This is a genomic window from Streptomyces sp. NPDC017979, assembly GCF_044328175.1.
In the GTDB taxonomy this organism is placed as follows: domain Bacteria; phylum Actinomycetota; class Actinomycetes; order Streptomycetales; family Streptomycetaceae; genus Streptomyces.
On record NZ_JBIRGU010000002.1, the window covers coordinates 776,822 to 785,979 of the forward strand.

Consider the following 9,158-nt stretch of genomic DNA (forward strand, 5'->3'; position numbering starts at 1 on the left):
CGGGGTCACCGTGGCCGGAAACGTACCGGTAGCGCCGCCAGGCTCTTCGTCCACGGGGACTTGATCCACGTCAGTGACGACTCCGGGACGGACAGTTCCAGGTCCGGGAGGCGGTGGAGGACGGTGTCGACCGCGGTGCGGGCGATCAGGCGGGCCGGGTCCTGGGCCGGGCAGGTGTGGGGGCCCGCGCCGAAGGCGAGGTGGGCGCGGTTGCCGGTGACGGGGGAGCCGGTCGTCGGGAGGGCTTCCGGGTCCTGGTTGGCGGCGGCGATGCCGAGGAGGAGCATGTCGCCGGCGTTGATGCGGCGTCCGCCGAGGGTGAGGTCGCGGGTGGCGTAGCGGGCCGGGACGTTCTGGGTCGGGGGGTGGCGCCACAGGACCAGGTCGAGGGCGTCGTCGACGGTGAGGTGGCCGCCCGTCAGGGAGGAGCGGAAGGCGGGGTCGCACAGCAGCACGCGCAGGGTGGTGGCGATCCAGTCGACCGTGGTGCCGTTGCCCAGGGTGAACATGACGACCAGGTTGTGCAGCACCTCGTCGGCGGAGAGGCCCACCGGGTGGTGCAGCAGCGCCGAGGTGAGGTCGTCGCCCGGGGTGCGGCGCTTCTCGGCGATGAGGGCGAGCAGGACGGCGTTCATCCGCTTGCTCGCGTTCACCGAGTCCGCGTTCGCGGCGACCACGCCCGTGATCGCGTGCACCAACTGCTGGCCGGTGCACTCGTCCAGGCCCAGGAGCTGGATGATCACCCGGGACGGCAGCCGGCGGGCGTAGTGCGCCACCAGGTCCGCCTCGCCGCGGGACGCGAAGGAGGCGATGAGGGCCTCCGCCGTGGCCCGGACGTCACGCCTGAGTTGGTGGCCGTCGACGCGGGCGAGCGCGGCGGAGACCGCGGAGCGCAGCCGGCGGTGCAGTTGCCCGTCCGCGTACAGCAGCGCCGGGCGCCAGCCGACCGTGGGCATGATCGGGGACTCGGGCGGCACCCGGCCCTCGCGCAGCGGGGTCCAGCGGCGCGGGTCGTGCGAGAAGTCCTGTTCGTCGCGGGTGAGTCGGAGCAGTTCGCGATGGCCCAGCACGAGCCACGCGGCGATCCCCGGCGCGATCGTCACCGGCGCCACCGGTCCGTGGGAGCGCCGTAGCTCCTCGTAGAACGCGGGCAGGGCGTCGCCGTCCAGCTCGGGGCCGTACAGCGTGGGTGGGACGGCGCGGCGCGCACCACCGGTTCGGGACGCACCGGCCCGGGGCGCTTCGGTTCGCGACGCTTCGGTTCGCGACGAGGGGTGGGCGTGCGGCGGGTGGCTCACGCCGGACCGCCCGCCGCCGGGCCGTCCGCGGCAGAGTCGTCCGCCGCCGGACCGGCCGCCGCCTCTGCCGCCTGACGATCGTCGATCAAGTGCCGCAGCAGCGCGATCAGCGCCCGTACCGAAGACCTCGGATCGCGCGCGTCACAGCTCACCAGCGGCGTCCCCGGCAGCAGGTCCAGCGCCTCCCGCAGCTCCGCGTCCGGGTAGTGGGGGCTGCCGGGGAAGTGGTTGACCGCCACCGCGAACGGCAGGCCCAGGTCCTCCAAGTTGTCGAGCGCCTCGAAGGAGGACTCCGGGTCCCGCGCGTCGACCAGTGCCAGCGCACCCAGCGAACCCTTCGCGAGATCGCGCCAGGTCGGCAGGAAGCGCTGTTGCCCGGGGGTGCCGAAGAGATAGAGCGCGAGCACGCCGTTGATCGTGATCCGGCCGAAGTCCAGACCTACGGTCGTCGTCGACTTCGAGCCGCCGCCCGACGCGTCGCCCACCGCGCCGGCCGGGAGCGCCGCTCCGTCGACCGCCGCGCCCGCCTCCGTCACCTCCTCCTCCGTGGACAGCGGCTTGATCTCGGAGACCGTGCCGATCAGCGTCGTCTTGCCCACCCCGAACGGGCCGACGACCAAGATCTTGGCCGAGCCGGTGACGGTGGGGGCCAAGTACTTCGAGGAGTACGGGGAGTGCGTGGGGTCGGGGGTGCCCGGCGGGTCGGGCGGCCCGGGTTGTCGCCGCGCCCGGTCGCCGGGGGTCTCCCGGTGGCCGGCGTCAAAGACGGCGTTCGAGCCCATCGAGGACCTTTCTCAGCATGGTCACGTCGGTGCGGTCGGCCGGCGGGATGGGGGGACGCACCGCCACCAGGCCCCACTGCACCAGGTCCGAGAGCAGCACCTGCACCACCGACGGCGGCTGGCCGAGGTGCGCGGCCACCTCGGCCACCGACAGCAGGCCCTGGCACTGCCGCAGGATCGTGTGGTGTTCCGGCTGGAGGTACGAGGGGAAGGCGGCGTCCGTGGCCACCACCAGGGCCTCCCAGGGCAGCGGCTCGCCGCCGGCACCCGCCCGACCCCCGGTGATCACGTACGGCCGCACCGCCCGGTGCGTCCGCTCCTGCGGACGGTCCGTCATGACGGGTTGGGCACGGGATCTCTGGGCTGACTGCTCAGGTGTGCGCCGATTTTCACCACCAGCAGCTGCATCTGCTGGGCCACCAGGCCGACGTCCGCGTCCGTGCCGGTCGCCACGCCCAGGTGCGCGCCGACCCCGGCGTGGGTGAACAGCACGAAGCCGTGCTCGGACTCCAGCATCAACTGACGCACCCCGGCGCCCGCGCCGAACAGCAGGGACGTGGTGGACCGGCTGGTCATGTTCATCGCCGCGCAGGCCGCCGAGAGCGCCTCCGCCTCGCCGACGCTCAACACCGGCACCGGGCCCGACAGGTTCTTCGCGGAGGCGTGCCCGAGCCGCAGGCCGTCCTCGGAGACGACGACGGCGTGCCGCACGCCGGAGATCTCGATCAACGGCCTGAGCAGCCAGCCGAGATCCGGAAGGGTCGAAAGGGTCCCGGTCACGGTCTGCCTCCACGGAATGCTTCGGGATCGTTGGGGTGTGCTTCGGTCAGGGGGCCCGGGGCGGAGCCCGGGACCCGTTCGCGGTGCTGGGCCCACGCCGGAGCCTGCGCGCGGGCCGTCCGGCCCCGCGCCTGGGCCGGCACCTGGACCTCGGCGTCAGCCTGTGCTGCTTGGGCCCGGGCCCGGATCTGTGCCTGTGTCCCTGCCTGGGTGTGTGCGGGGGTACGGGACCGGGCCTGTCCGTCCGCGACGCTCTCCCGGCCCCGGCGCGAGCCGGAGACCACGTTGGCGACGGACGCCCGCGCGGCCTCCGGTGTCCACCCGGCCGCCCGGGCCGGCGGCTCCGGTGCCGGCGGGGGCTGCAACGCCTGCTGCGCCGCTGCCTCCACCGCCGCGCCCCGCCTGCTGCGCCGCCGCGGCAGCGCCTCCCGGGGAGCGGCGGGCGGGCCGCCCGCGGGGTGCGGGACGCCCTGCTCCGGCCGGGTGCCGTACGCCTCCGACGCGTACGCATCCGGTACTTGGGCGTGCGCGCCGTGCGCCCGCTCCCCGTAGGCCCGTTCCTCGTACGTACGTTCCCCGTACTCCCACTGCTCGTACCGGGCACCCGCACCGACGCCGCCACTGACCTCGACGCCGACGACCCCGGCACCGACGCCTCCGACACCGACGCCGGCTGTGACGCCCGCGCTCGTCTCGACGCCGTACCCGTTCGGCCTGGCCTGCGGCAACACCGCCTCGCCCGCCGACGCGAAGTGCGCGTACGGCTCCGTCAGCAGCCGGTACGGCAGGAAGGCCACGGCGCGCGTGCCGCCGTACGCCGAAGCCGTCGACAGCTCCACGCCGAAGCCCAGCTCCCGCATCCACCGGCCCGCGCACGCCAGCCCCAGCCGGGGCACCGCGCCCAGGTTCGTCAGGTCCAGGCCGTCCCGCAGCCGGGCCGTCGCCAGCTCCAGCACGTCCGGCGCCATGCCGAGGCCCGCGTCGTCGATTTCGACGACGGCCCCGGCGCCCACCTCGCGGACGGTGACCACGACCCGGGTGCGGGAGGGGGAGAACACGGTCGCGTTCTCCAACAGCTCCGCGACCGTGTGCATCAGGCCCTCGACGGCGGACGGCACCACGTACAGCGTCTGACCGCCGTGGATCTCCACCCGGCCGAACTCGACGATCCGCGACTGGGCGCCGCGCACGCAGTCGTACAGCGACACGGGCCGGGTCTCCCGGCGCGCCGGCCAACTCCCGCACATCACCAGCAGCGTCTGCGCCTTGCGGGTGAGCTGCGCCGCGGCGTGGTCGGCCTGCATGACGCCCGCCATCAGCTGGGGGTCCTCGATGGACTGCTCGACGTCGTCGAGCACCTGTTGCTGCACCGTGGCCATCGCGTGCATGTGCCGGGCCACGGACTCGAAGGCGGCCTCCACCGAGTCGCGCAGGGCCCGCTCGCGGCGGGCGCCCTCGTCGGAGCCGAGCGCGGCGACGACCTCGGCCAACTCCCTCGCGAACTCCTCACCGGTGTCGGCGGCCGGTGAGAGGGGTCCGGGGACGTCGGCGACGCTCTGGCCGGCGCGTTTGCGCTCGACTATCGCCGGGAGACGGACGGTCGCGAGGTGGGTCACCTCGGCCGCGCGCACCTCGCCGGTGCGTAACCGGGCGGCGAAAGCCTTCCGTTGCAGGCGCAGCAGCCGGGCGAGCAGCAGAGCCCAGGAGAACGTCAGGACGGCGACGGCGGCACCGCCGCCGGCGGCTATCCGCCACTGCGCGGCAGGGGTGTGGAGGGCGGTGAAGGCGCCTGCGGCGGCCACCGCGGTGAGGGTGGCGAGCGGCCACCACAGGGGGGTTCTGACCTGGGCGGCGGGCGGTGCGCCGGCCCGCGCGGCGGCTCGGCTCACCATCTGTGGTCCGCTCCGGGGCGCGGCCCCGGGTCCCTACGGCGCGGTCCCGCCGGCAGGGGCGGAAGGGGGAACGAATGTGACGCGCGCGGTGATCGGGATGCCCGGGGCGAATGCGAAACCCAGGGCGAATGTGAAGCCCGAGACGAGTGGGGCGCGCGAAGTGAAAGAGACGGATGGGACGTGAGGTCGTGTGGGAATCGGCGGAGGGTGATCGGGTCGTCGGGGACGACCACGACTTTCGAAACGACGATCACTGAAGACAGAGTCCTTCCCGGACACGTCGGACTCCCGCAGGGGGACGGGAGCGCACCGTAATCCTACGATCAACTGACCGTGTTCGAATATGAGTTGGCGAAGCCGGATCCGCGCCGACTCGTCGGCTTGGGCGGGGGTCCGGTCCGCGGCGCGAGTAACGTGTTCCCCCAAGTCTCCACAGCATCGACACAGTCGGGTGGGGAGTGCCTATCCTGTCGGCATATGGCCCGGTACCGTCCTGTCCCGGGAATTCACGGGGAGGACCGGGGGGTCTGCGATGAGCCTGGTACGCAGTGGCGGGGCGCCGAGCGGCGGGACCGCCGTCCGCGGGGTGCGCGTCCAGCTGGTGGCCCCCGCCGAACTGGGGCGTTCCGAGGTCGAGCGATGGCGCGCACTGCGCGCGGCGCACGCCGCGGCCGGCGGGACGGCCAGTCCCTTCATGGCGCCCGAGTTCACCCTCGCCACCGGGCGGGCGCGGCCCGCGGCAAGAGTGGCGGTTCTGTGGAGGGACGGCGAAGCGGTCGGCTTCTTCCCCTTCGAACGCGGCCCCCTCGGCCGCGGCCGGGCCATCGGCCTCGGCGTCTCCGACTGCCAGGGCGCGATTCTCGCGCCCGGCGTCGAAGCGGAGATCACCGCGCGCGAGTTGTTGTCCGCATGTGCGTTGTCGACCTGGGAATTCGACAACCTCGAAGACGGGCAAACCCTTTTCGCCGCCTCCGTCACCGAAGAGTTCGATTCCCCGGTGATGGACCTCGCCGACGGATTCGCCGCGTACGAGGAACGACTGCTGAAGCGGTCGCCGAAGTTCTTGAAGTCCACCCGCGCCAAGGAGCGCCGGCTGTCCCGGCGCGTGGGCGACCTGCGGTTCGTCTTCGACGAGCGCGACCCCGCGATGCTGCGCACGCTGATGGAGTGGAAGTCCGCGCAGTACCGGCGCACCCACCGGGGCGACCGGTTCGCCACCGACTGGATCGCCGGACTGGTGCACGACCTCCACGCGGGCCGCGACGCCGACTGCTCGGGGGTGCTGTCCGTGCTGTACGCGGGCGGGCAGCCCGTCTCCGCGCACTTCGGCCTGCGCTCGCGGACCGTGCTCGCCTGCTGGTTCCCGGCGTACGACACCCGGTTCGCCCGCTACTCGCCCGGGCTCGTGCTCCATCTGCGGATGGCCGAGGCGGCGGCCGCGGCCGGGGTCACCACCTTCGACCTGGGGCAGGGGCCCGCGGTGTACAAGGACGCGTTCAAGACCGGCGAGTTGCGGGTCTTCGCGGGGGCGGCGACGCGTCCCGGGCCGGGAGCGGTGGTGTCCTGGCTGAGCCGCGAGCCCTCGCGCCTGGCGCACGGGTACGTACGGGCCAGGCCCCGGCTCGCCGGGTTCGCCCAACGGACGCTGGTCCGGGTGGCGAAACTCCGCGGCCACTGAACGCAGCGGCCGGCGACGGCGGCCAGCGGACGCGGCCGTCGACCGCGGCCACCGAACGAGGCCACGAGCGGGCCCGACCCCACCCGAACCGCAGCGCGGCACCCGCACGCACCGAGGAAGACGGATCCATGAGTACGCAGCAGTCCAACGCCCCCGCGGGGCCCGGCCGGGCACCCGCGCCGCTGCGGGTCGCCCAACTCGACCTGGCAGGGCCCGACGGCGAAGTCCTCTCCTTCGGCCCCGCGCTCCCGCCCGCGCCGCCCGTCGACGGCGGTGACGTCTACGCGCTGGTACGGCTGCGGGGCCGCCCGGTCGCCACCGTCGTCTGCCGCGTGCCGCCGGGCAAGTCCGCGGCGGACGCGGTCGCGACGGAGGCCCGCGCGCTGCTGGCCCGCAACGGCGTGCCCGCCGCGGACGCCGTGGACGCCGGCGCCCCGCCGCGCACCAGCGTCGTCGTCGCCACCCGCGAGCGCGCCGACCAACTCGCCCGCGCGCTGGACTCCCTGCTCGCCCAGGACCACCCGGACTTCGAGGTCGTCGTGGTCGACAACGCGCCCGTCACCAGCGCCACCCGGGACCTGATCGCCGGCGGCTACGCGGAGCGGGGCGTGCGCTACGTGCACGAGCCCGTGCCCGGGCTCGCCGTCGCCCACAACCGGGGCGTCGCCGAAGCCGACGGCGAGGTCGTCGCGTTCACCGACGACGACGTCGTCGCCGACCCGCACTGGCTCACCGCGCTCACCCGGCCCTTCGCCGCCGACCCCGGCCTCGGCTGCACCACCGGGCTGATCCTGCCCGCCCGGCTCGGCACGCCCGCGCAGATCCTGCTGGAGAGCCACGGCGGCTTCGCGAAGGGCTTCGAGCCCACCACGTACGACCCGAACGACCCGCCCGCCGACGAGCCGCTGTTCCCCTTCACCGCGGGCAGCTTCGGTTCCGGCGCGAACATGGCCTTCCGCGCCGCGGCCCTGCGCGCCGCCGGCGGCTTCGACCCGGCGACCGGCACCGGCACGCCCGCCCGCGGCGGCGACGACCTGTACGCCTTCGTGAGCGTGCTGGTCGCCGGCCACCGGCTGCGCTACAGCCCCGACGCCCTGGTGTGGCACCACCACCGGGAGACCTGGCGGGACCTGGAGAACCAGGCGTACGGATACGGCGCCGGGCTCACCGCGTACCTCACCGCACTGCTGGTGCGGCGGCCCGCGATGCTCCCCGCGCTGCTGCGGAAGCTGCCGCGCGGCCTCGCCCACGCCCGCACCATCACCGCGCACCGGGACTCGGCGGGCGCGGCCGTGCCCGGAGCGCACGGCGCGCAGGACTACCCGTGGCCGCGCCGGCTGTCCCGGCTGGAGCGGCGCGGCATGCTCGCCGGGCCCATCGGATACGTCAGGGCGCGCCGCAAGGTGCGGGGAGTGCGCCCGCCCTGGGAACCGGCACGGCGCACGGCGCGTGAGGAGCAGTCGTCATGACGAACCGTCAGAGCCCCGGTGTGCACGTCCCCGTGCTGCTGTACCACTGCGTCACGGACGACCCGCCCGCCTGGATCGCCGAGTTCAGCGTCACCCCGAAGGACTTCGCCGCGCACCTCGACGCGATCGTGGCCAGCGGGCGCACCGCGGTGCCGATCAGCACGCTCGTCGCCCACCTCGCGCACGGTGCGCCGCTGCCGCCGCGACCGGTGGTGATCACCTTCGACGACGGCTTCGCGGACCTGCCGGGCCCGACCGCCGACGCGCTCGCCGCACGTGCACTGCCGGCGACCGCGTACCTGACCACCGGCGCCATCACCCCGGGCCGGCGCAGCCTGCTGCCGCCCGCGCCGATGATGACGCTCGCCCAGGTGCCGGAGCTGGAGCAGCGCGGCATGGAGATCGGCACCCACACCATCACCCACGCCCAGTTGGACACCCTGGGCGCACGCGCCCTGGAACAGGAACTGCGCGAACCCAAGGACGTGCTGGAGGACCTGCTCGGCCACGAGGTCGCCCACCTCGCCTATCCGCACGGCTACAACAGCGGACGGGTGCGGCGGGCGGCGCTGCGGGCGGGGTACGCCTCCGCCGCCGCGGTGCGGCACGCGCTCAGCTCCGAGCGGGACGAGTCGTACCGCATCGCCCGGCTGATCGTGCGCCGCGGCCACACGGCGGCGGACGTGACCCAGTGGATGGCGGGCCGGGGCGCCCGCACGGCGCCCTTCCCCGACTCCCTCCCCACCCTCGGCTGGCGCGCCTACCGCCGTGCCCGCGCGGCACTGAAGGGCCCGACGTTCGCAGGCTGACGCCCCGCGCGGCGCGTGTCCTGCGGGTGCGGGTGCGGGTGCGGGTGCGGGTGCGGGTGCGGGAGCGGGTGCCCCGCGCCCCAAGAGCCTCTCGCCGATTCCCTGCGGGAGCGTTGGCTTGTGCGGCCCGTCTGTGGCTTGTCGCGCAGTTCCCCGCGCCCCTAAAACCCCGTCCTCCGCGCCGCAGGCACATGACGGGGGCAGCGAATCAGGGGCGCTGGGGCCCCCATGCCCTCTGGGCATAGGGGGCGGAACTGCGCGAGAACCACTCACGGGCCGCGGAGATCAATGCTCCCGTAGGGAAGCGGCGGGTTTGTCAGGGGCGCGGGGAACTGCGCGAGAACCACTCACGGGCCGCGGAGATCAATGCTCCCGTAGGGAAGCGGCGGGTTTGTCAGGGGCGCGGGGAACTGCGCGAGAACCACTCACGGGCCGCGGAGATCAATGCTC

The 9,158-nt window shown here is 74.3% G+C and carries 8 protein-coding genes; 3 read left to right on the forward strand and 5 right to left on the reverse strand.

Annotated elements, in window-relative coordinates; all coding sequences use genetic code 11:
• Nucleotides 1-5: 5 nt before the first annotated feature.
• The 5 genes from ACH4E8_RS09450 to ACH4E8_RS09470 are packed head-to-tail and all read right to left on the reverse strand — an operon-like array spanning nt 6 to nt 4,752.
• Nucleotides 6-1,298, reverse strand: a complete 1,293-nt coding sequence (locus ACH4E8_RS09450) for a cytochrome P450 (protein WP_398445950.1) — start codon at nt 1,296-1,298, stop codon at nt 6-8.
• Nucleotides 1,295-2,080 (reverse strand): GTP-binding protein, encoded by a 786-nt coding sequence (locus ACH4E8_RS09455; protein ID WP_398445952.1) that lies wholly within the window; start codon nt 2,078-2,080, stop codon nt 1,295-1,297. Before ACH4E8_RS09455 ends, ACH4E8_RS09450 begins: the two co-directional genes overlap by 4 nt.
• Nucleotides 2,058-2,417: a DUF742 domain-containing protein gene (locus ACH4E8_RS09460; RefSeq protein WP_398445953.1), complete on the reverse strand. Its 360-nt coding sequence runs from the start codon at nt 2,415-2,417 to the stop codon at nt 2,058-2,060. Before ACH4E8_RS09460 ends, ACH4E8_RS09455 begins: the two co-directional genes overlap by 23 nt.
• Nucleotides 2,414-2,860 (reverse strand): roadblock/LC7 domain-containing protein, encoded by a 447-nt coding sequence (locus ACH4E8_RS09465; protein WP_398445955.1) that lies wholly within the window; start codon nt 2,858-2,860, stop codon nt 2,414-2,416. The genes ACH4E8_RS09460 and ACH4E8_RS09465 overlap by 4 nt, the downstream gene beginning before the upstream one ends.
• On the reverse strand, nt 2,857-4,752 hold the full coding sequence (locus ACH4E8_RS09470) for an ATP-binding protein (protein WP_398445957.1): 1,896 nt from the start codon (nt 4,750-4,752) through the stop codon (nt 2,857-2,859). Before ACH4E8_RS09470 ends, ACH4E8_RS09465 begins: the two co-directional genes overlap by 4 nt.
• Nucleotides 4,753-5,284: 532 nt before the next feature.
• Here ACH4E8_RS09470 and ACH4E8_RS09475 point away from each other — a divergent pair.
• From ACH4E8_RS09475 to ACH4E8_RS09485, 3 genes are all read left to right on the forward strand, one after another.
• The gene (locus ACH4E8_RS09475) at nt 5,285-6,430 is read left to right on the forward strand and encodes a GNAT family N-acetyltransferase (RefSeq protein WP_398445959.1); all 1,146 of its coding nucleotides are present in this window, start codon (nt 5,285-5,287) and stop codon (nt 6,428-6,430) included.
• A 128-nt stretch (nt 6,431-6,558) separates the two neighbouring features.
• Complete coding sequence (locus ACH4E8_RS09480; RefSeq protein WP_398445960.1) at nt 6,559-7,899, forward strand: glycosyltransferase family 2 protein; 1,341 nt, start codon at nt 6,559-6,561, stop codon at nt 7,897-7,899.
• Nucleotides 7,896-8,708 carry a polysaccharide deacetylase family protein gene (locus ACH4E8_RS09485; protein WP_398445962.1) on the forward strand — a complete coding sequence of 271 codons (813 nt, stop codon included), beginning with the start codon at nt 7,896-7,898 and terminating at the stop codon, nt 8,706-8,708. Before ACH4E8_RS09480 ends, ACH4E8_RS09485 begins: the two co-directional genes overlap by 4 nt.
• The last annotated feature ends 450 nt before the right edge of the window (nt 8,709-9,158 follow it).

What these genes read in the sequence shown, in the direction of transcription:
- ACH4E8_RS09475 (WP_398445959.1), top strand. Translation starts at nt 5,285, where the DNA reads ATGAGCCTGGTACGCAGTGGCGGGGCGCCGAGCGGCGGGACCGCCGTC.
- ACH4E8_RS09485 (WP_398445962.1), top strand. Translation starts at nt 7,896, where the DNA reads ATGACGAACCGTCAGAGCCCCGGTGTGCACGTCCCCGTGCTGCTGTAC.
- ACH4E8_RS09455 (WP_398445952.1), bottom strand. Translation starts at nt 2,080, where the DNA reads ATGGGCTCGAACGCCGTCTTTGACGCCGGCCACCGGGAGACCCCCGGC.
- ACH4E8_RS09470 (WP_398445957.1), bottom strand. Translation starts at nt 4,752, where the DNA reads ATGGTGAGCCGAGCCGCCGCGCGGGCCGGCGCACCGCCCGCCGCCCAG.
- ACH4E8_RS09460 (WP_398445953.1), bottom strand. Translation starts at nt 2,417, where the DNA reads ATGACGGACCGTCCGCAGGAGCGGACGCACCGGGCGGTGCGGCCGTAC.
- ACH4E8_RS09480 (WP_398445960.1), top strand. Translation starts at nt 6,559, where the DNA reads ATGAGTACGCAGCAGTCCAACGCCCCCGCGGGGCCCGGCCGGGCACCC.